Origin of the sequence: Agrobacterium rubi TR3 = NBRC 13261 (assembly GCF_000739935.1) — a bacterium.
Taxonomy (GTDB): Bacteria; Pseudomonadota; Alphaproteobacteria; order Rhizobiales; family Rhizobiaceae; genus Agrobacterium; species Agrobacterium rubi.
Map to the genome: position 1 here is coordinate 48,620 of NZ_BBJU01000003.1, position 18,818 is coordinate 67,437.

Genomic DNA, 18,818 nt, shown 5'->3' on the forward strand with positions numbered 1-18,818 from the left:
GGCAACCTTTGCTCGTAAGGTTCCTGCGAGTACGGAGAGCAAGCACGATGAAACGCTTCGACCTGATCGATGGAATGCGCGGATATTTCCTCGTCTTCATGCTTATCAACCACCTCGTTTTTGCAGGCGGTCTATGGCTGATGGAAATCAACCATAGACAGCTTGCATTCGTTGAAGACGCGCAAGGTTTCGTGTTCCTGTCTGGCCTGCTGATCGGCATGGTCTATGCGCGCAAGATGATGAAGTACGGTTATGAAGCCGGTCGCGATATGATCTGGAGCCGTGCGCTAGAGCTCTACAAATATGCGATGGGGCTCGTCATCGCGGTGCTCTTCGCGCGCATGGTCATCCCTCATGCGCCTTACATCTGGTACAACTGGCTCGGCATGACATCGTTTGACGATCCGCTGCGTCTGGCTGCAATCGCCACCTTCCTGTTCCAGCCAACCTTCATGGATATCCTGCCGCAGTATATCGTTTACATGATCTTTGCGCCGCTGCTGGTGAAGCTCTGCCTTGACGGCAAGTGGGCCTATGTCATGGCCGGTTCGCTGCTGGTGTGGATGGCAGGTCAGCTCGGTTTGCAGCAGCTGTTCACCACGCCCGTCAACGAACTCGTCAAGGGTGCCGATGAGCAGGGGATTCGCGTCAGCTTCAATCTGTTCGGCTGGCAGTTGGTGTTCTATTCGGCACTGGTCATGGGCGCTATGACGGCGCAGAACAAAATCGCCTGGACGAAGATTTTCTCGCCGGAGCGTAGCTGGATTCCCAAGGCCGCGCTTTTGGTCTGCCTGTTCTTCGTGCCCTTGCGTATCGCAACGGCCTGGAACCTGATGCCGGAATTCATGCTAGGCAAGTTCTCGACAATGGAAATCCGTGCCGACTTTGGCCCCGTTTACCTCATTAACTTCCTGGCCGTTGCCGTTGGCTTGACCTGGTTGCTGATTGCAGGTCCAAAGCATCACAATCCGCTGGTTCAGAAGGCCGCAGCTGCCGTCATCTGGGTCCTGTCGCTGAAGTTCCTTCAGCTTCTGGGTCGCCACTCGCTTCAGGTCTATGTCTGGCACGTGGCTATCGTTTACGGCATCTACTATCTCGATGGCCGCACCGCAGAGTTGACGCAGTTCGAAAAGACCATCATTGCGCTGGTGGGCGTTGCGATGCTTGCTCTTCCTGCCCTGTGGCGTGAGCGGGACAAGTGGATCGGCAGCGGCCAGAAGACAGCTGGCGCCTAAGGCTCACACAATCTGATTTTCCAATCGGTAGAGGGCGGCCCTGTCGCCCTCTACTTGCGTGTTGGCGCATTTGTTTCTATATGCAGGCCTGAAAAATCTGGCTTAATGCTTAGCGGCAAGCTGGATACGACAGGCGGCGGGGCCTTGAACCCCGGTATGACTGACGATTGGAAAACACGTGAACACGCTCGACTTTGATAAGAAGCCGGAAGACACCCGCATTGTCGTCGCCATGTCCGGCGGCGTGGATTCGTCGGTGGTTGCAGGCATTCTCAAGCGCGAGGGTTATGATGTCCTCGGCATTACCCTTCAGCTCTATGACCATGGCGCTGCCGTCCACCGCGCGGGCTCCTGCTGCGCAGGACAGGACATCGATGATGCGCGTCGCGTTTGCGAGACGCTCGGTATTCCCCATTATGTGCTGGATTACGAAGCCCGCTTTCGCGAGACAGTGATCAACCCATTCGCAGAAGCTTACGCCATGGGCGAAACGCCGGTGCCTTGTGTTGCGTGCAACCAGACGGTCAAGTTTGCCGATCTCCTCGCTACCGCGCAGGAACTGGGAGCCGATGCGCTGGCGACCGGCCACTACATTCGCTCGCGGCTCAACCCCGTGCCCGGCCATCCCAACCGCCGCGCGCTCTATCGCCCCATCGATAGCGACCGCGACCAAAGCTGGTTCCTGTTTGCCACCACGCAGGAGCAGATCGATTATCTGCGGTTTCCGCTGGGCGGTCTCTCCAAGGCTGAAACGCGAGAGCTTGCTGAAGAGATGGGCCTCGTCGTTGCCAAGAAGGCCGACAGCCAGGACATCTGTTTCGTACCGCAGGGCAAATACACCGATATCATCAACAAGCTGAAGCCGAATGCCGCGCTGGTGGGCGATATCGTCCATCTCGATGGCCGCGTGCTCGGCCGTCATGATGGCATCGTCCACTACACCATCGGCCAGCGCCGTGGCATTGGTGTCGCCACTGGTGAGCCACTTTACGTCGTGCACCTCGATGCCCGTGGCCGCCGCGTTGTCGTTGGCCCACGCGAGGCGCTGGAGACCCACCGCGTTTATCTCCGTGACATGAACTGGCTGGGCGACAACGCGCTTCTGGACGACGCCCGTCACGGCTTTCCCTGCTTTGCCAAAGTCCGCTCCACACGCCCCCCCGGCGAGGCTATGTTGCATGCCGACGACCGAGGCATTTATGTCGATCTCGCCATCGCTGAGGCCGGTGTCGCGCCGGGCCAGGCCTGCGTCCTCTACTCCGCCCCCGGCGCAGACGCTCGCGTTTATGGCGGCGGCTTCATCGAGCGCTCGGAACGCTCGCCAGACGCTGAAGCCTCGCTGAAAGCGCTGTTGCAAAACCCTGTTGCAGCCTGAAACCATTCAGGTTTTTGTCACAAGGCAGAAACCATCCTTTTTGCGCATCTTGCGCTTGACACCAAAGGGAGCGGCACCTTATAAGCCGCTCATCCTGATGGACGGACAGCTACAAAACTGTCACGTCCCTCTGTGGCGGGGTAGCTCAGGTGGTTAGAGCAGCGGAATCATAATCCGCGTGTCGGGGGTTCAAGTCCCTCTCCCGCTACCATTATTTTCTAAATTGGTTTTATTTTTTGGTTTGTTGCTACGGCGAATGCTGTTGCATTTGCTCACGGCACGACACAAATCTTCAATCAAAAAGGCCGCCTTGGTAGGCGACCTGATTTTGGATCTTGCTTATCACAGGTATTACGCTCGGCATGAGACGAGACGTGTGCCTATGGCTGGTAATTAAAGACCGGCGCGCGGATAACGGTCGCGTTCCTTGGCGATCTGGTCGGCGTTGTATGGGTCGAGGGTGTCGTCGAACTGCTTCCAGCCTTCCTGATTGTAGGCTGTGCGGCGTTCTGCTGGGTCGACCCAGTTGGAGCGTTGCAGGATGGCTTCGGCTTCAGGAACCATAGCTTCATCGACACGGGCGGTGACAATGGTGCCGCCGCGGCGAACGCCTTCAGCGTAGACATGTGCGTCTTCTTCAGACACGCCAGAACCCGTCAGCGCGCCGACGATACCGCCTGCTGCGCCACCGGCAACGGCACCGGCTACAGCGCCTGCGGCTGTGGCTGCGAGCCAGCCGGCAGCGACGACAGGGCCGACGCCTGGAATGGCCATCAGCCCGAGGCCTGTCAGAAGACCACCTGCGCCGCCGACGACCGCGCCAATGCCGGCACCTGTGCCAGCGCCTTCGGCGGCCTTTGAATCATCATTGTCGTGGTGATGTTCGTTGCCGTGGTTGTTTGAGACGATGCTGATGTCGCCTGAGGGTACGCCATGTGCTTCAAGGGCGTTGACCGCAGCACGTGCGTCGGAATGGTCGTCGAATAGTCCAGTTACAGTCTTCATGATTTCGTCCTCAAATTGGTTTTGGTTACTTCGCGACGACGTTGCCCTGATAGTCCAAGGCGACAGAAACGGTCTTGCCGTCCTTCATGCCTGATGCCATCCAGATGCCCTTGTCGTTCTTCATGAGGTCCTTGACGCCTGAAACGCCGGATTCTTCCATGCGCGTCTTGGCCTGATCTTCGGTAAAGCTATTGGCGCCTTCAACGGGAGCAGGCGCATTGTTTGCGCCAGGCGTGGCAACGGCTGGTGTGCTGCCATCAGCTGTCGGTGCAGGGGTGGTCTGGGCCATAGCGGAAAAAGCGGACGCGCTAAGCAGCGCTGCCGCAAGAATGATCTTGTTCATGGTGGTTTCCTCTCATGCGGGCCAGTCTCTGCGGCTCCGTGGTAGGCTAACCCGGTCGGGAGTCATTCGTTCCATATTCGTCATATAAAATGAAATGTGCTCGCCACAGTCACGGGGTGCAACGATGTCGCTTTGGCGCCGTTATCTGTCCTTCAATTACGGAGGGTGCGGCCATGCCACGTCATGTATTCTGGAAAGGTCATTTGCGCCTTTCTCTCGTCACCGCAGCGGTTTCGCTGACCCCCGCAACGACCGAAAGCGGCAAGGTTCGCTTCCACGTTCTCAACCGCAACACCGGAAACCGCGTCGAAAGTGTCTATGCCGACAGCACGACGCATCGGCGTGTGGCAGACAAGAACCAGGTCAAGGGGTTTGCCAAAGAAGATGGCAGTTTCGTTCTGCTGGAAGATGACGAGATCGATGAAGTCGGGCTGGAAAGCACCCGCACGATCGATGTGCAGACCTTCGTGCCCAAGGATTCCATCGACTGGATCTGGTATGATCGCCCGCATTTTCTAAAGCCGGAAGACAAGATCGGTGCCGAGGCCTTTGGCGTGATCCGTGAGGCGATGAAGGCCAATGACGTGGCTGGCATTGCGCGGCTCGTTCTTTACCGTCGCGAACATGCCGTTCTGCTCGAGCCAGCCGGCAAGGGCATCATCCTTTGGACGTTGCGATATGCGGATGAGGTGCGCGAGGGCATCGACACGCTGGAGCCGAAAAAGAAGATGGACACCGAGCTTTTGTCCATGATGGAAAAGCGGATCGAGAAGAACACCACCGCCTGGAAGCCAGCGATCGTTCAGGACACGGTTCAAAAGAAGATCAAGTCGCTGCTGAAATCCAAGGAGAAGGACAAGGCGCCTGCACCGCGCAAATCCGAAGCGACGAAGAAGACCGGTGGTAATGTCATCAACATCATGGATGCGCTGAAGAAAAGCCTCGCTTCGGAGAAACGAGGCTAAGCCTTTTCGTTTTAGGGGAGTGGCCGGGCTGCGTCGAAAAACCCGTCCCATGGGTCGTTTTTCAATGCCGCCAGCCGGTTGGCGATGTTGCTGACCGTGAAGTAATCCGGGCCGATCTCGTTGGAAAGCTCTGCCCAACTGACGGGCATGGATATGGCAGCACCCGGTCTTGCCCGTGTGGAGTAGGGGGCGACTGCAGTATTGCCGCGGCCATTGCGCAGATAATCGATGAAGATGCGGCCGTTGCGCTTGGCCTTGGTCGACACTGCGACGAATGTGTCGGGTTCGCTCTTGGCCATATCCGTTGCCATGGCTTTGGCAAAACTCTTGACCTTCGCCCAGCTTGCCTGCGGTTTCAGCGGGCTGACCACGTGAAGGCCCTTGCCGCCGGAGGTCTTGACGAAGGCTGCCAGGCCCACATGTTCGAAGCGTTGCTTGAGGTTTTCGGCGGCCGAAATGATCTCCTCCCAGCTGACATCCTCGCCGGGATCGAGATCCATCGTGATCATATCCGGCTTTTCGAAACTTCTGACCGTCGCGCCCCAGAGGTGAATTTCAAGCAATGCCGATTGCACCAGCGCCATCAGCCCGTCGAAATCCGTGATGCGGATCAAGGGTTCGCCCTGCTTGTCCTTGGGATCGGCGATCTTGCTCACAGCACGGTTCATACCCCGCCAGGGATGTTTTTGAAAGAAATGCGGGCCTTCTATGCCATCGGGGCAGCGCATCAGCGAGAGCGGGCGATCAACGATATAGGGTGCCATCAGGTGCCAGACCTGCGCATAGTAATCGGCAATGCCTTCTTTCGTCACGCCGTCCTTCGGCCAATAGAGCCTGTCGGGATGAGTAAAGGTCACGCTGGTTTTGGGGACGGGTTTCGCCGTGCTTTTGGGGTCCTCGCGCTTGATCTCCGATACGTGCTTGTCATCGCGCAGACCCCGAAAGGATGCATGGCGCAGGTTGCCATCTGCCGACCATGCGCGAAACTCCACTTCAGCCACGCGCTCCGGCTTGACGAAGACGAGATCGCGTTTGGCAAGAGCGGTCAGCTTGTCCGCAAAGGGGCTGGTCTTGCTGGTGAGCGGGCTCAAGGTCTTGAAAAGGTTTTCCGCGACGTCTGCTGTGAAGCCGGTGCCGACGCGACCGACATGGTGCAAACCGTCTTCATCATAGACACCGACAGCAAGGGAGCCGATCGCCTGATCGGACGTGGATGAGACGGTGAAGCCGCCGATGACGAATTCCTGGCGGCTGGAGCATTTGGATTTGACCCATTGGCCCTTGCGACCGGATTGATATTTGCTGTCCCGCAGCTTGGAGATGACGCCTTCGAGGCTGAGGCGGCAGGCGTGATCCAAGATCATCTCGCCGCTTTCGCCAAAGTGCTCGCTGTATCGCAAAAGGGGATTGTCGGAGGGGATGAGCTTTTCCAGCAGATGTTTGCGATCGATCAGCCCCGCATTCTGCAAATCGTGACCATCGAGGTGGAGAAGGTCGAAGGCATAATAACGAAAACGGTCGGTCCGGCCTTCGCTCAAATCATGCTGCAAAGCGGAGAAGTCCGACGCGCCATTGTCGCGCTCAACGACGATTTCACCATCCAGCAGCGCGGTTTCCACCGGTAGGGCAGCAAAGGATTTCGCGACATCGGTCCCGAATTTCTCCGTCCAGTCCAGGCCGCTGCGCGTCAAAAGGGTGACGGTGCCATTGTCGATGCGGACCTGAATGCGGTAGCCATCGAATTTGATTTCGTGCAGCCACCGATCTCCGGCGGGTGGTTTGGGCTTCAGACTGGCGAGCGCAGGCTGAACGAAATCCGGCAGCTTTGCCTTGCGCGCGCCTTTTGGAAAATCATGGGCCTGTTTTTCGGCAGGAGCTTGGGTCTTTGTGCGTTTGCCAACCGGTTTGGAATTCCAGGTATCCTCAGGTTTTTGAGCGATCGCCTTGATGCTGCGGCCGGATTTTACCGAATCGGGCTTTTCGTCCAGAATATCGACGTCGTCTTTCGTGCGGGCTTCCTCGTCTTCCACTTTGATGAGTAGCCAGTTCTCGCGCTTTTCCTCCGGCTTGCCGTGCATGCGCACCAGATGCCAGCGTCCTCGCAGCTTTTCGCCTTCAAGCTCGAATTCCAGGTGGCCTTTCTTGTAACCCTTTTTCGCGTCACCCACCGGATGCCACGTGCCCTTGTCCCACAGAACGACAGTACCGCCGCCATATTGGCCCTTCGGGATAACGCCCTCGAATTCGCCATAGCTCAGCGGGTGGTCTTCGACGTGAACGGCCAGCCGCTTGTCGTCGGGATTGAGGCTCGGACCACGCGTGACGGCCCAGCTTTTGAGAACGCCATCCATTTCCAGACGGAAATCATAATGCAGCCGTCTTGCATCGTGTTTCTGGACGACGAAGGAATGTCCCTCGCTCTTTTCCTGCTCGCCTTGTGGTTCGGGGGTCTGATCGAAGCGGCGTTTGGCGTTGTAGGTTTGCAGACCCATGATCAGCTCGCTTTTTTCGTTGCGGCCTTTGCGGCGGGCTTTTTGGTCGTTTTCTTCGGCAGCGCCTTTTCATTGTCTGCACTGCGACGCAGGGCTTCCTTCAGATCGACGACGTTGTCGCGTTTTTCCGGCTGCGCCTTCTTGATGGCGCGACCGTCGATCTTGGCCTGTACCAGCTCCGCCAGCGCATCGTTGTATCGGTCGGGATAGGCGGAAGGGTCGAACGTGCCTGCGCGCTTGCGGATGATGTGGCTCGCGAGGTCCAGCATCTCGTCATCGAATGTGATGTCCGGCACCGACTTGAAGGTCGTGCTTTGTGAGCGAACCTCGTAGTCGAAGTTGAGTGTGGTTGCGATGAGAGTCTTTTCGTGGGGGCGGATGATGAGAATACGGTTGCGACGAAATAGAACAGCCTCGGCGAGCGCTGCCACGTTCTGGCGCTGCATGGCCTTCGCCAGCAGCGTCAGTGCCTCCTCGCCCTCCGGATCGGTCGCGGCGAGAAAATAGGGCCTGTCGAAATAGAGTTTGTCGATATCGGCGCAGGCGATGAAGTTTTCGATGTGAATGACCTTGTCACTGTCGGGCATGAGTGCGGCGATCTCATCACCTTCAACGATCACGTGGTCACCATTATCAAGCTCGAAACCTCGGACTTGATCGTCCTTCTCCACCTGCTCGCCGGTGTCGCTATCGACATATTGCCGCTCGACGCGGTTTCCGGTCTTTCGGTTGACGATGTTGAAGGAGATTTTTTCCGATGAAGACAGCGCCGAGTAGAGACCGACCTCGCAAGCGAAATCGGCGAATTTGATGTGGCCTTTCCAGCTGGCGCGTCTTGTCACGGGCGTGCACCTTGCTGGCTTGAGGCGAGACGCAACTGTTCGACGGATTTGTCGATTGTCTGCATGTCGTGCGACGTGACGACCGGAATGGGGTCGGATGCCATGGCTTCCAGCACTTCAGGTGAAAGCCCACCGTTATGGATGACCCATTCCATAGCCTCGCGGGTTTCGCGTTCGGCGCGGAGTTGCGCATGAAGCGCGAGGATCAGGCGGTCGCGCACATCATAGGTCTTGTGGCCGGTTTTCGTTTGCGTTTGCGCCATGGCGTCCCTTCCTCAATCCGCATGCCCTGGGCAAATCGGTTACTCTGCCGACTTTGTACCGTCTCAGCGAATGCTAAACTAACGCTGGCACGGCTTGCCTCGTTCCACATCGCTGGACAATCAGAGCGAGTCCTTTTGTATCAGGGAATATCGGCGGCACTGCTCGCAGACGTAATGTAAAGTATCGTCCGGGGATTTGGACAACGGAAAAATTATGAGGAAAAATGGACGATACATTTGCCAAGTATCGTTTGCCGAAATAAAATAATTCCACTCACGTCAAAAGCGACAACGGCGATGATAAACGCGCATGTCTTTATGGTCTTGGAAAATTTTGAATATTTTTTGTCACAATGATATTTTTAGATTTGAAATCGATTTGGTTTCAAGGGGTTAACCTAAGTGATGGGTGTGGGGCATAATTTGTCGTTTTTGGGAACGAAATCCGGCCTGCGGAATTATGCTCCAGGGTCTAAGACGTGGGGACTGTTTTGAATTTTATCGGCGGCGGGGAATGCGGGAATTTGTTCCGCGATTTTGCTTGGGACAAAAGTCCCCTTGGCCTGCCAGACGCGTGGCCTGTTGAGCTTCAAACACTCGTCAACGTGATGCTGGGATCACTTCAGCCGATGTTGCTGGTCTGGGGGCCTGAGCAGACGACGCTTTATAATGACGGTTATGCCGTCATGTGTGGCAACCGACACCCTGCGGCCTTCGGGCGTCCGTTTCGCACGCTGTGGTACGATATCTGGGATGGCGTCGAGCCCATCATATCGGCGGCCTATGCCGGGCAGGGAACGTCGATGGACGACATCGAATTCATCATGCACCGCAAGGGTTATCCTGAAGAAACGCATTTCTCGTTTTCTTACACGCCCGTCCGCGACCGTGACGGTGTGGTGCTGGGAATGTTCTGTGCATGCTCTGAAATCACCAGCGAAATCAAGCTGCGGCGCGAAGAGAAAAACCAGCAGGAAAAGCTGCTTCAGATTTTTGAAATGTCGCCCGCGGGGATCGCGACGCTGAGCGGTCCTAACCACGTGTTTGAATTTGCCAATGAAGAATATTATTCGATGATCGGTGTGGGCCGTGACATCATCGGAAAACCGGTGGCCGAGGCCGTATCGGAAGTCGTGCGTCAGGGGTTCATCGATCTCCTCGACAATGTCTACCAGACCGGCAATCCGTTTTCGGCCCGTGCAGTGCCTGTTGAACTCAACCGTGGACCATCCGGTGAACAGCAAAAGCGCATGATCGATCTTGTCTATCAGGCGATGCGCTCTTCAAACGGTGAAACCATCGGCATTCTGGTGCAAGCGCAGGACGTGACCGAACGCCTTGCTGAACAGAAGCACCGTGAACTGATATCCCACGAACTCGGCCATCGCCTGAAAAACCAGTTGGCCATGGTGCAGGCGATCGCGTCCCAGACGCTTCGCACTGCCAAGGATGTATTATCCGCAAGACGAACCTTGTCCGACCGCATCGCCGTGCTCAGCGCAGCCCATGACACCGTCATCCAGGGCGGGCTGGGCACCTCGGAAGTTCACAAGCTGGTCAACCAGATGTTGGAGGTTCACGATGATCCGATGGCGTCCCGATTTACAGTGACGGGGCCGAAGCTGCGTGTCGGTTCAAGGCCGTCGCTTTCGCTTTCGCTCATCCTGCACGAGCTTGCGACCAATGCCGTGAAGTATGGAGCGCTGTCTGTGTCGGAAGGACGGGTGGATATTCGCTGGAATGTCGTGACGGAACACCCGGAGCGGTTCGAGCTCGTATGGACCGAGACGGGTGGGCCGATCGTGAACGCGCCGGAGCGAGAAGGCTCCGGCTCGCGCCTCATCAAGGCGGGGCTTGCCGGTGCGAATGACAGCCGTGTCGACATCGTCTATGACGCAAACGGCGTGTGCTGCCATATCTCGGCAGAGCTGGTCAGTTTCCAGCAGGAGCATTAGTCGTCATGCAACCGCAACCACAGCTTCTCGTTGTCGAGGATGACGGTCTGATCCGGCTTGACCTTGTCGATATGGTTTCGGACCTCGGCTGCTTCGCTTATGAGGCGTCCACCGCAGACCAGGCGGTCAAATTGTTGGAGGACAAGAATTCGATCACCGCAATTTTGACCGATATCGACATGCCCGGCGCCATCAATGGGCTTGGGCTGGCGAATGTGGCGCATCGACGCTGGCCGCATATCAAGGTGGTGGTGATTTCGGGGCGGTATAATCCAGCTGAAGGCATCCTGCCGCCTGGCGCGATATTTCTGACCAAGCCGGTGTCCCAGAACAGTGTGGAAAAGGCGCTGTCGGATATCGGTCTTTTTTTATGAGCGAATTTCAGCCCGCTCGGTAAAAAGGTAACAGCTTCCGAGCATTTTCCTGCTCAGATGAAATAATCGTTGAAAATTCGTTAAAATCAGATTCGACATATGATTCGATGCGGTATAGAACATAAGCGTTCAGTGAAATGAACTTCAGCACTTGGCATGTCTTGGGAGGATGAGCCTTGTCATATGTCGCTTTTCAACGCGTGGGGGCGCAGTTGTCGCCTCAACAGGTCACGGACCTGCAGACTATATTCGATGGCGTATGTTTCGAGTGCCTTGAAGACCGCAGCAGTAAAGTCGCCAATGAATGTGCAGCCGTTCTGATCAGAAGTGCCCAAAGGGGCATTCTCGACCACGAGATGCTGCGTGACATTGGAAAAGCGGTTCTCAGACGTCATTGATCACAACTGATACGAATGGTGCAAGCGCCCGGTTACCCGGGCGCTTTTGTTTGTGTCAGGCTTTTTCTTGAACATGTGCTTCCAAAAACCACAGTGATTTATCCAGATCGCGCGAAGCGGCGGTGAAGATATCGGCCGTGTTGGCGTCGCCTGCATCGTCGGCTTCATCGATGGATTTGCGGATGAGGTTCGCCACGTCGCCGTATCGTTCGATCAGTTCATCAAGATGGTCATGGATTTTGAAAATATCGGTTGGATAGGCCTTGAGCTTCGACGTCGAGGCAACCGACTGGACGCTTCCGAGTGCCGTTCCACCCAGCTGAACAGCGCGCTCTGCAATCGTGTCGCTGTGCTTGTCGAGCGAGGTGCGGAATTTATCCAGCAGCTCATGGATCGCGATAAATTGTGGGCCCTTGAGGTTCCAGTGCGCCTGCTTGGTGACCAGAGACAGGTCGATGACGGAGGCCAGCGCCTCATTCAGAAGTCCGATGACTGTTGCTTTTGCATTGGAGGGTAAATCGTTTCTGGTCTTATGGGTTCTCATTTTCTTCTCCTGAAACACCGCTCGTTACTTTATTGTTTTGGGACGTTCGAGAAAGCAACGAGTGGGAGCGTCAGTCGTTCCAAAATCTATCGGTGTAGAAAATATTTCGCGTGCGGCTTATCTGTCGGGTGGCACATCGCTCATGATCACGCGGTTCAGGAGGATGAGAGAGCGGTCTGGCGCGATGCGATAGGTCTCGTAAGCCCGGCGCCCGTCTCCCATGCTGAAGTCGTGGCTCAGAGTGCTGCCAATAGGAGATTTGGTCAGCTTCGTTCTCGGTTGCCCGCCATAGGTGATGCTGCCGGGAATGGGTTCGACAGCGGGCGATGCGGTCGTGCAGGATGCGAGCGCAAGGGCACATAGGAGGGCGAGTTTGTTCATCTTGGTCTCCTCGATTTCGACTTCGTCATACAACCATAACCGACCAGCGTCTTTTGCGTTCCGGGCATAAAAAAGCCCCGCATCCTTTCGAATGCGGGGCAGGGTCCTTGGGAGGATCGTTTTTTAGTCTTCGTTGGCAGCCAGCTGCGTCAGCACCTGTCCACGACCGCGAATGCGCATGATCAGTGGGATCAAGAAGGCGGCAGCCGCGACAACAAACAGGCCCACGGCAATCCACGAGGTGAAGAGAACCGAAGGGTCACCCTGACCGATGGCGAGTGCGCGGCGCAATTGCTGTTCTGCCAGTGGCCCGAGGATGAGGCCGACGACGGCAGGCGCAATCGGGTAGCCGAAGATGCGCATGACGTAGCCGAGGATACCGAAGGCCAGGAGCATGCCCAGTTCGAAGACCGATGGGTTGGCGCCGATGGTGCCGAGCGTCGCAAACAGCAGGATGCCCGCATAGAGCCACGGCTTTGGAATGGTCAGCAGCTTTACCCACAGGCCGATCAGCGGCAGGTTGAGAACCAGCAGCATGAGATTGGCGATGAAGAGGCTGGCGATCAGGCCCCAGACGAGCTGCGGATTTGTCGCAAACAGAAGCGGGCCGGGCTGAAGGCCGAACTGCTGGAAACCTGCGAGCATGATGGCGGCGGTTGCCGTGGTCGGCAGACCCAGCGTCAGTAGCGGCACAAGCGTACCGGCAGCGGATGCATTGTTGGCCGCCTCAGGACCGGCAACGCCTTCGATGGCGCCGTGGCCAAACTCTTCCGGGTGCTTCGACAAGCGCTTTTCCGTGGCGTAGGACAGGAAGGTGCCGATTTCTGCACCGCCCGCTGGCATCGCGCCAATAGGGAAGCCGATCAAGGTGCCGCGCAGCCATGGCTTCCAGGAGCGTGCCCAATCCTGCGCGCTCATCCAGACCGAACCCTTGACCGCTTCGACCTTCTCGTCACCGCTTTGTCCCTGCGCCACGATGAACAGGGTTTCGCCGATGGCGAACATGGCAACGGCGAGCGTTGTCACCTCCACGCCGTCGAGCAGATCGGGAATGCCGAAGCTCATGCGTGTCTGGCCGGTCAACTGGTCGATGCCGACGATGGCGAGCGTAAAGCCGATGAAGAGGGAGGTGAGGCCGCGCAGTGCCGAATCACCGAAGGCGGACGACACGGTAACGAAGGCCAGCACCATCAGCGCGAAATATTCGCGTGGGCCGAAGACCAAGGCCAGCTTGACGATGTAGGGCGCGACGAAAGCCAAAGCGATGGTGGCGATGAGGCCAGCCACGAAGGAGCCGATGGCGGCGGTGGCCAGCGCCGGTCCGCCACGTCCCGCGCGGGCCATCTTGTTGCCCTCCAGTGCTGTGACGATGGAGGCGCTTTCACCGGGTGTGTTCAGTAGGATCGAGGTTGTCGAGCCGCCATACATGCCGCCGTAATAGATACCGGCAAACATGATGAGCGATCCGGCTGGATCGAGCTGGTAGGTGACGGGCAGAAGCAGCGCAACGGTCAGTGCCGGGCCAATGCCGGGCAGAACGCCCACGGCAGTGCCGAGCGTAACGCCGATCAGTGCGTAAAGAAGGTTCATCGGTTGCGCAGCAACCGCGATGCCTTGCAGCAGAAAATCAAAAGTGCTCATGGACAGTTGTCCCCCTGTCGGGTGAAGCCCTTGCTGCGCTTAAAATGCGGGCGCCAAGGCTTCATGTCTTGTTGTTTATCGAGTGGATCGGCCGTCAGAAGAACAGCCGCTCCAAGGGTCCAGCGGGCAGCGACAGTTGCAACAGCTGCGCAAAGATCACCCAGATGATGAAGCTGAAAACGATACCGATGGGGATCGAATACCAGAGCTTGCGTTTGCCAAAGGCGCGCGCGGTAAACGCAAAGAGCAGGCCGGTGGCAATCGAAAAGCCAGCGACGTTCAGCAGAAGCATCTGCGCGGCAAGACCGGCGATGACCCAGAAGACAGGTCCCATTTCCTGTTTGTCACGGGCCGGAAACTCATTGCGCCACGCTTCGAACCCGGTCCAGATCGCAAGTCCGACAAGACAGAAGGCAATGGCGTAAGGAACGGTGGCCGGGCCGACCGGAGAATAACCGGTGACACTGGCAAGCCGTGCCGAATCCCAGAAAATCACGGCGGCAACGATCACCAGAAAAACGGCGATGCCGAACGCCGCCCAATCAGGGCGGCGCTTTGTGGGTTGGGAAGGGGATGAACCCTGGCTCATTTTACCAGTCCGATGTCTTTGAGGATGGCTTCAGTCGAGGCGGTGTCCTTTGCAAGCTGTTCCTTGAAAGCGTCACCGGCAAGATAGGTGTCCATCCAGCCCTTGGTCTTCAGCGTTTCCTGCCACTTGGCAGACTTCGCCAGTTTTTCGACATCGGCGCTGACGGCCTTTTCCTGCTCAGGCGTCAGGCCTGGAGGGGCTGCAACCATGCGCCAGTTCTGGATCACGACGTCGAGGCCGCTTTCCTTGAGCGTCGGTGCTTCGATGCCTTCAATCTTGGCTTCGCTGGAGATGGCGAGAAGACGAACGGTTCCGGCCTTCACCTGGCTTTCGAATTCGCCATAGCTGGAAATACCGGCGGTTACCTGCGCGCCGAGAATAGAGGCCAGCGCCTCACCGCCGCCGGAGTAAGCGATATAGTTGATCTTGGTTGGATCAACGCCAGCAGCCTTGGCAATCAGGCCCGCCGTGATGTGGTCGGTGCCGCCAGCCGAACCGCCGCCCCAGGATACGCTGCCCGGGTCTTTCTTGAGCTGCTCGATGAGCTGGCCGATGTTCTCAAGCGGCGAAGATGCTGGAACGACGATGACTTCGTATTCACCCGTCAAACGCGCAATCGGCGTGACGTCCTTCAGAGTAACGGGTGCCTTGTTGGTGAGGATCGCGCCCACCATGACGTAGCCGCCGACGATCAGAGCGTTGGGATTGCCCTTCTGCTGGCTTGCGAACTGTGCAAGGCCGATGGTGCCGCCAGCGCCGGGAACGTTTTGAACCTGAACGCGCTTGGAAATGCCGTCTTCCTGCAGAACGGTCTGCAACGAACGCGCCGTTTGGTCCCAGCCGCCGCCAGGGTTGGCCGGTGCGATGATGGTGTAATCGGCTGCTGCCGCTGGAAGTGCCATTGCGCCTGCGAGAAGCGAAGCGATGAGAAAATGCTTCAAAGTGAACCCTCCTTGTATGCCGTTTCGGCATGTTGTTGTGATCGCGGAAGGGGCGCGCACGGACGACATCAAGGGTGGCAAACCAGCGACCCGAACCATCTGTCCTGTGAGACTTATCCTCCCGCTTCTTCAGTCCGCCTCCACGGATGAACCAAGAACTGCACAGCACCATAGAAAGCTGTCATCTAACTGACGCTTGGCAATTCCTCAGCACATTTACTGTCTATTAATTTTTGAAAAACGTCTACTGGGCGCGCAAAGCTTCGTTCCAGCGCTCAATGATGCGGGCTCGCTTGACCTGATCGAGATAGACCATCAGCCCCGGACTGACCGGTACAGGCCGCAATTGCGCGCCGTGGATGGCCTGCATCATGTTGGCCGTGTTGTCGCCCGCCACGTCAGGGCTGACGGCGGGGATCTGCAACTGCCGCGCCATGATGGTCTGTCCCTCCTTCGACATGAAGAATTCCAGATAGCGGCGACCCAGTTCTGCATTTTTCGCTGCCTGCGGCACCAGCCCGATGCGCGACATGACGACGGTATAGTCCTTCGGCAGCACGATGCCGACATCGGGGTGGCGCGATGCCCAATCCGCTGCATAGGAGCCGAGGATGTTGTAGCCCAGCACGAAACGGCCATCGGAGATGCGTTCCAGGATGGCGGAACTGGTGGAATACACCTTCACGCCTGCCGTTCCCATGCTCTTGATGACGTTCCAGATATCGCCGAATTGTTCCTGATCCCGCGACATGAAGAGAAAGCCGACGCCGGAGCGCTCTATGTCGTAGGTCGCGATGCGCCCGTGGACCTCTTTGGCGTGCCGCTCCAGATAATCCACGAATTCTGCCCGGCTGGCCGGGGGCTTTTCGGTCTGGAAACTCGGCTTATGGTAGACGAAGACGGCGGGCTCGAAGGTCAGCGCATAGGCCGTGTTGCGCCAGTTTGCCCATGCGGGCCAGCGCGCGCTCATTGGCAGATCGGAGCGCTGAGCGTAACCGTCATTGCTGAGTTTGACCTGAAGATCCATGGCGGAGGAAAAGGCGAAATCGGCGGTTTTTTCACCCGCATCCGTTTCGCGCACGATGCGATCGTAAATCTCCCCCGTCAGCATGTCCTCGTAGGAAACAGCCACATCCGGGTTCGCCTTCTGGAAGCCTTCGATCATCGGTGTGGCAAGCGGCTCGTCGAGCGAAGAGTAGACCACGAGCGTTTCCGCATCCGCCTTGCCGGAAAGGGCAGGAAAAAGCATCTGCTGCGCCTGCAAACAGGTGGCGGCAGTCAGGAAAAGACAGAGAGACAGAAGAATACGCATGGAAAAGATCATGCCGCAGCGCCTTGCCATTCACAAGACGGAAAGGCTTGGATAGTTTCAAAGCCAAATGGAGGATTACTGGCGTTGAGAATTCTGCTGGTGGAGGACAATCAGGTTCTGTCGGAAGGCCTTTCTGCGCTTTTGCGGGGAAGCGGCTATGCCGTGGACGTGGTGTCCGATGGCGCGTCCGCCTCTGCCGCCATCGCCGCTGAAAATTTCGATCTCGTGATTCTCGATCTCAACCTGCCGGAAATGGACGGCATAGACGTGTTGCGTTCCATGCGCGCCCGTCAGGACAAGGCGGCGGTGTTGATCCTCACCGCCCGCGGTTCGCCGGAGGAGCGGGTAAAGGGGCTCGATCTCGGTGCCGACGATTACATGACCAAGCCTTTCGACATCAATGAATTCGAGGCGCGGGTACGGGTGCTGCTGCGCCGCAATGCCGGGCTGCGCTCTTCGCTCGCCAGCTTCGGTAACGTCTCCTTCGACCTCACCTCGCGCACATTTTCCGCCGAAGGGCATCCGCTCGACATTCCCGCACGCGAGGTGGCGCTGCTGGAAGTGCTGTTCATGCGCGCCGGAAAAGTGGTGGCAAAGGAAGCCATCGTGCAGTCTTTGACCGGCTTCGATGACGAGCTTTCCGGCAATGCCATCGAGCAATATGTCAGCCGTCTGCGCAAACGTCTGGGGCCTCACGGGCTGACGGTGAAGACGGCGCGGGGCATAGGCTATTACCTCGAAAAACTGCCGGAGACCGCGCAATGAGGCAGGCCGCCTATTCGCTGCGGCGGCGCCTGCTGGGCTGGCTTCTCATTTCCACGGCCATCATCGGCTGCATCGCGCTGGCCGATACCTATCGTGAGGCCATCAACACTGCCAACATCGTCTCCGACCGTGTGCTCTCCGGCTCTGCCTTGGCAATTGCCGAGCGGGTCGTGGTGTCTGAAAACGGTTCGCTGGAGGTGGACATTCCCTACGTGGCGCTGGAAATGCTGACATCTGCTGCGCAGGACAGGGTATTTTACCGGGTGGATGGTCCAAACGGCCAGTTTCTGACCGGCTATCAAAATCTGCCCTCGGTGGACAAGGCGCGCAGCGACGCACCGATTTTCATCGACGCAGAATTTCGTGGCGAGCCCATTCGTGTCGCGGCGATCGAGCGTTTTGCATCGACGGGCGTCAACTCTGTGCCGTTTACCGTGACGGTGGCAGAGACCACGATTGCCCGTAGCCGCCTGGCGCAGGCGATCATTATTCGCTCCGCGCTTCGCCTTCTGTTCATGATCATCGGTGCGGCTATTATCGTGTGGATTGCGGTGACGATTTCACTGCGCCCACTGTATCGGCTCAGCGAAGCCATCGATGAACGCAGCCCCAACGATCTGCATCCGATCCGCCAATCCGTGCCGGTGGAAGTCGAGAACCTCGTGGAAACGGTGAATTCCTTCATGGTGCGGCTGCAATCGGCGCTGGATGCGCTACGGCATTTTACGGGGAATGCCAGCCATCAGTTGAGAACGCCGCTTGCGATTATTCGCACGCAGTTGGCGCTCTCGGCACGCGCTTCGACCTTGCAGGAGGCACAGGCAGCTGCTCACAAGGGCGACGCTTCTGTCGCACATGCAGAGCATATTCTGGCGCAACTGCTGCGCATGGCCAATATTGATGCTGCCGGTTCTGGAGAGAAGCAAAGCCTTGTCGACGTCGATCTCGTCTCGCTGGCGCAATCCGTCACGGCTGACTACGTGCCTGCCGCCGCAGATGCTGGCATCGACCTTGGTTTCGAACAGGTGGAGACGGCGAGCATTCCGGCAGAACCGCTTTTGCTGGGCGAGTTGCTGGGCAATCTCATCAGCAACGCCATTGCCTATGCCGGACGCGGTGCGGAGGTAACGGTGAGGGTGGGAAAAGTTCAAGGCTCGGCGTTTATCGAGGTGGAAGATAACGGTCCGGGAATTTCTGCGGAAAAAAGAGACGTCGTACGGCAGCGCTTCGCCAGAGGCGATGGGAATGCGGCACCCGGCGCAGGACTTGGCCTCGCAATTGTCGAAGAGATTGCTGCACTGTTTAACGGGCAATTGTCTCTTGAAGACGGCACGTCTGGAAAAGGTCTGAAAGCCACCGTGCGTTTTTCGTGAAGCGGCGCATGAGCGCCGCTTCGTT

Annotated in this window: 19 protein-coding genes and 1 tRNA gene; 8 read left to right on the forward strand and 12 right to left on the reverse strand. The window is 57.6% G+C overall.

From position 1 onward, the window contains the following. Window positions 1-47 precede the first annotated feature (47 nt). From RRU01S_RS01540 to RRU01S_RS01550, 3 genes are all read left to right on the forward strand, one after another. On the forward strand, window positions 48-1,235 hold the full coding sequence (locus RRU01S_RS01540) for an OpgC family protein (RefSeq protein WP_045228491.1): 1,188 nt from the start codon (window positions 48-50) through the stop codon (window positions 1,233-1,235). A gap of 178 nt (window positions 1,236-1,413) precedes the next feature. Continuing rightward, window positions 1,414-2,610 (forward strand): tRNA 2-thiouridine(34) synthase MnmA, encoded by a 1,197-nt coding sequence (mnmA, locus tag RRU01S_RS01545; protein ID WP_045228492.1) that lies wholly within the window; start codon window positions 1,414-1,416, stop codon window positions 2,608-2,610. Between the two features lie 134 nt (window positions 2,611-2,744). Then, a tRNA-Met gene (locus RRU01S_RS01550) sits at window positions 2,745-2,821 on the forward strand. Between the two features lie 182 nt (window positions 2,822-3,003). On the opposite strand, the gene RRU01S_RS01555 is transcribed toward RRU01S_RS01550, so the two are convergent. After that, entirely contained in the window at window positions 3,004-3,615 is a 612-nt protein-coding gene (locus RRU01S_RS01555; RefSeq protein WP_045228493.1) for a hypothetical protein, read from the reverse strand. A 25-nt stretch (window positions 3,616-3,640) separates the two neighbouring features. Then, window positions 3,641-3,958, reverse strand: coding sequence for a hypothetical protein (locus RRU01S_RS01560; protein ID WP_045228494.1), 318 nt, complete (start codon window positions 3,956-3,958; stop codon window positions 3,641-3,643). Window positions 3,959-4,131: 173 nt separating this feature from the next. Between RRU01S_RS01560 and ku (RRU01S_RS01565) the strand changes: the two genes are divergently transcribed. Continuing rightward, window positions 4,132-4,923 carry a non-homologous end joining protein Ku gene (ku, locus tag RRU01S_RS01565; RefSeq protein WP_045228495.1) on the forward strand — a complete coding sequence of 264 codons (792 nt, stop codon included), beginning with the start codon at window positions 4,132-4,134 and terminating at the stop codon, window positions 4,921-4,923. An 11-nt stretch (window positions 4,924-4,934) separates the two neighbouring features. Here the strand turns inward: ku (RRU01S_RS01565) and ligD are convergent, their stop codons facing one another. Genes ligD through RRU01S_RS01580 form a run of 3 tightly spaced genes read right to left on the reverse strand, consistent with a single transcriptional unit; the run spans window position 4,935 to window position 8,520 of the window. Next, a complete protein-coding gene (gene ligD, locus RRU01S_RS01570; RefSeq protein ID WP_045228496.1) occupies window positions 4,935-7,415 on the reverse strand; it encodes a DNA ligase D in 2,481 nt (826 codons plus the stop codon). Window positions 7,416-7,417: 2 nt separating this feature from the next. Beyond that, the gene (gene ku / locus RRU01S_RS01575; RefSeq protein ID WP_045228497.1) at window positions 7,418-8,257 is read right to left on the reverse strand and encodes a non-homologous end joining protein Ku; all 840 of its coding nucleotides are present in this window, start codon (window positions 8,255-8,257) and stop codon (window positions 7,418-7,420) included. Beyond that, window positions 8,254-8,520, reverse strand: coding sequence for a hypothetical protein (locus RRU01S_RS01580; RefSeq protein ID WP_045228498.1), 267 nt, complete (start codon window positions 8,518-8,520; stop codon window positions 8,254-8,256). The genes ku (RRU01S_RS01575) and RRU01S_RS01580 overlap by 4 nt, the downstream gene beginning before the upstream one ends. A 524-nt stretch (window positions 8,521-9,044) precedes the next feature. Here RRU01S_RS01580 and RRU01S_RS01585 point away from each other — a divergent pair. After that, window positions 9,045-10,475: a sensor histidine kinase gene (locus RRU01S_RS01585; RefSeq protein WP_052815899.1), complete on the forward strand. Its 1,431-nt coding sequence runs from the start codon at window positions 9,045-9,047 to the stop codon at window positions 10,473-10,475. Window positions 10,476-10,480: 5 nt separating this feature from the next. Continuing rightward, a complete protein-coding gene (locus tag RRU01S_RS01590) occupies window positions 10,481-10,849 on the forward strand; it encodes a response regulator (protein WP_045228499.1) in 369 nt (122 codons plus the stop codon). 179 nt (window positions 10,850-11,028) lie between these two features. Here the strand turns inward: RRU01S_RS01590 and RRU01S_RS26325 are convergent, their stop codons facing one another. The 7 genes from RRU01S_RS26325 to RRU01S_RS01625 all read right to left on the reverse strand — a co-directional run bounded on the left by RRU01S_RS26325 (window position 11,029) and on the right by RRU01S_RS01625 (window position 16,655). Further along, window positions 11,029-11,244, reverse strand: coding sequence for a hypothetical protein (locus RRU01S_RS26325; RefSeq protein ID WP_045228500.1), 216 nt, complete (start codon window positions 11,242-11,244; stop codon window positions 11,029-11,031). Window positions 11,245-11,302: 58 nt separating this feature from the next. Next, window positions 11,303-11,809 carry a DNA starvation/stationary phase protection protein Dps gene (gene dps, locus RRU01S_RS01600; RefSeq protein ID WP_304503447.1) on the reverse strand — a complete coding sequence of 169 codons (507 nt, stop codon included), beginning with the start codon at window positions 11,807-11,809 and terminating at the stop codon, window positions 11,303-11,305. Window positions 11,810-11,908: 99 nt separating this feature from the next. Then, window positions 11,909-12,172 carry a hypothetical protein gene (locus RRU01S_RS01605; protein ID WP_045228741.1) on the reverse strand — a complete coding sequence of 88 codons (264 nt, stop codon included), beginning with the start codon at window positions 12,170-12,172 and terminating at the stop codon, window positions 11,909-11,911. A gap of 123 nt (window positions 12,173-12,295) precedes the next feature. Next, entirely contained in the window at window positions 12,296-13,813 is a 1,518-nt protein-coding gene (locus RRU01S_RS01610) for a tripartite tricarboxylate transporter permease (protein WP_045228501.1), read from the reverse strand. 94 nt (window positions 13,814-13,907) lie between these two features. Continuing rightward, window positions 13,908-14,402 carry a tripartite tricarboxylate transporter TctB family protein gene (locus RRU01S_RS01615; RefSeq protein ID WP_045228502.1) on the reverse strand — a complete coding sequence of 165 codons (495 nt, stop codon included), beginning with the start codon at window positions 14,400-14,402 and terminating at the stop codon, window positions 13,908-13,910. Continuing rightward, complete coding sequence (locus RRU01S_RS01620; protein ID WP_045228503.1) at window positions 14,399-15,343, reverse strand: Bug family tripartite tricarboxylate transporter substrate binding protein; 945 nt, start codon at window positions 15,341-15,343, stop codon at window positions 14,399-14,401. Before RRU01S_RS01620 ends, RRU01S_RS01615 begins: the two co-directional genes overlap by 4 nt. 244 nt (window positions 15,344-15,587) lie before the next feature. After that, a complete protein-coding gene (locus RRU01S_RS01625) occupies window positions 15,588-16,655 on the reverse strand; it encodes an ABC transporter substrate-binding protein (RefSeq protein WP_045228742.1) in 1,068 nt (355 codons plus the stop codon). A gap of 84 nt (window positions 16,656-16,739) precedes the next feature. On the opposite strand from RRU01S_RS01625, the gene RRU01S_RS01630 reads away from it, so the two are divergent. Beyond that, window positions 16,740-17,420 (forward strand): response regulator, encoded by a 681-nt coding sequence (locus RRU01S_RS01630; protein ID WP_045228504.1) that lies wholly within the window; start codon window positions 16,740-16,742, stop codon window positions 17,418-17,420. After that, the gene (locus RRU01S_RS01635) at window positions 17,417-18,793 is read left to right on the forward strand and encodes a sensor histidine kinase (protein ID WP_045228505.1); all 1,377 of its coding nucleotides are present in this window, start codon (window positions 17,417-17,419) and stop codon (window positions 18,791-18,793) included. Before RRU01S_RS01630 ends, RRU01S_RS01635 begins: the two co-directional genes overlap by 4 nt. The last annotated feature ends 25 nt before the right edge of the window (window positions 18,794-18,818 follow it).

Excerpts from the sequence above, each read along its gene's own strand:
- RRU01S_RS01540 (WP_045228491.1), top strand. The coding sequence starts at position 48 with ATGAAACGCTTCGACCTGATCGATGGAATGCGCGGATATTTCCTCGTC.
- RRU01S_RS01555 (WP_045228493.1), bottom strand. The coding sequence starts at position 3,615 with ATGAAGACTGTAACTGGACTATTCGACGACCATTCCGACGCACGTGCT.
- RRU01S_RS01560 (WP_045228494.1), bottom strand. The coding sequence starts at position 3,958 with ATGAACAAGATCATTCTTGCGGCAGCGCTGCTTAGCGCGTCCGCTTTT.
- ku (WP_045228495.1), top strand. The coding sequence starts at position 4,132 with ATGCCACGTCATGTATTCTGGAAAGGTCATTTGCGCCTTTCTCTCGTC.
- ligD (WP_045228496.1), bottom strand. The coding sequence starts at position 7,415 with ATGGGTCTGCAAACCTACAACGCCAAACGCCGCTTCGATCAGACCCCC.
- RRU01S_RS01580 (WP_045228498.1), bottom strand. The coding sequence starts at position 8,520 with ATGGCGCAAACGCAAACGAAAACCGGCCACAAGACCTATGATGTGCGC.
- RRU01S_RS01590 (WP_045228499.1), top strand. The coding sequence starts at position 10,481 with ATGCAACCGCAACCACAGCTTCTCGTTGTCGAGGATGACGGTCTGATC.
- RRU01S_RS26325 (WP_045228500.1), bottom strand. The coding sequence starts at position 11,244 with ATGACGTCTGAGAACCGCTTTTCCAATGTCACGCAGCATCTCGTGGTC.
- RRU01S_RS01605 (WP_045228741.1), bottom strand. The coding sequence starts at position 12,172 with ATGAACAAACTCGCCCTCCTATGTGCCCTTGCGCTCGCATCCTGCACG.
- RRU01S_RS01610 (WP_045228501.1), bottom strand. The coding sequence starts at position 13,813 with ATGAGCACTTTTGATTTTCTGCTGCAAGGCATCGCGGTTGCTGCGCAA.
- RRU01S_RS01615 (WP_045228502.1), bottom strand. The coding sequence starts at position 14,402 with ATGAGCCAGGGTTCATCCCCTTCCCAACCCACAAAGCGCCGCCCTGAT.
- RRU01S_RS01625 (WP_045228742.1), bottom strand. The coding sequence starts at position 16,655 with ATGCGTATTCTTCTGTCTCTCTGTCTTTTCCTGACTGCCGCCACCTGT.
- RRU01S_RS01635 (WP_045228505.1), top strand. The coding sequence starts at position 17,417 with ATGAGGCAGGCCGCCTATTCGCTGCGGCGGCGCCTGCTGGGCTGGCTT.